The 553-nt window shown below is 51.7% G+C and carries 1 pseudogene; it reads left to right on the forward strand.

Annotated features, from left to right (window positions below):
• Positions 1-493 (forward strand): annotated as a pseudogene (locus AC5O77_RS22430) (altronate dehydratase); the annotation flags it as partial.
• Between the last annotated feature and the right edge of the window lie 60 nt (positions 494-553).

Raw genomic sequence — 553 nt, forward strand, 5'->3', positions numbered from 1 at the left:
GGTTACCGCATTCCGTGAAACGCTGGGCGATATCGATCCTGAACGCGTTCATTTCATGATCTGCCAACAGCAGGATGATGAGATCGAAGCCGGGATCGAGCATCTGCATCAGCTGTATAACGTGATGCGCAACGACAAGCGCGAGCCAGGCAAACTCAGCGAACTGAAGTTTGGTCTGGAGTGCGGTGGTTCTGACGGTCTTTCTGGTATTACTGCTAACCCGATGCTGGGGCGTTTCTCTGACTACGTGATTGCTAACGGCGGTACTACCGTACTGACCGAAGTGCCGGAGATGTTTGGCGCAGAGCAGTTGCTGATGGACCATTGCCGCGACGAAGCAACGTTTGAAAAACTGGTCACCATGGTCAATGACTTCAAGCAGTACTTTATTGCCCATGACCAGCCGATCTATGAAAACCCATCGCCGGGGAACAAAGCGTGAGGTTTCTCCTGGATGGTAGAGTAATCACTTTGCTGTAACCAGATAGCGGGTTAAAGCGTAGTGGTTGAAGTGCTGCGTTAAGGTGAGCGTCTGAATACACCGGGGCTTTAC

The organism is Stenotrophomonas sp. INTA L402-1 (assembly GCF_059295135.1).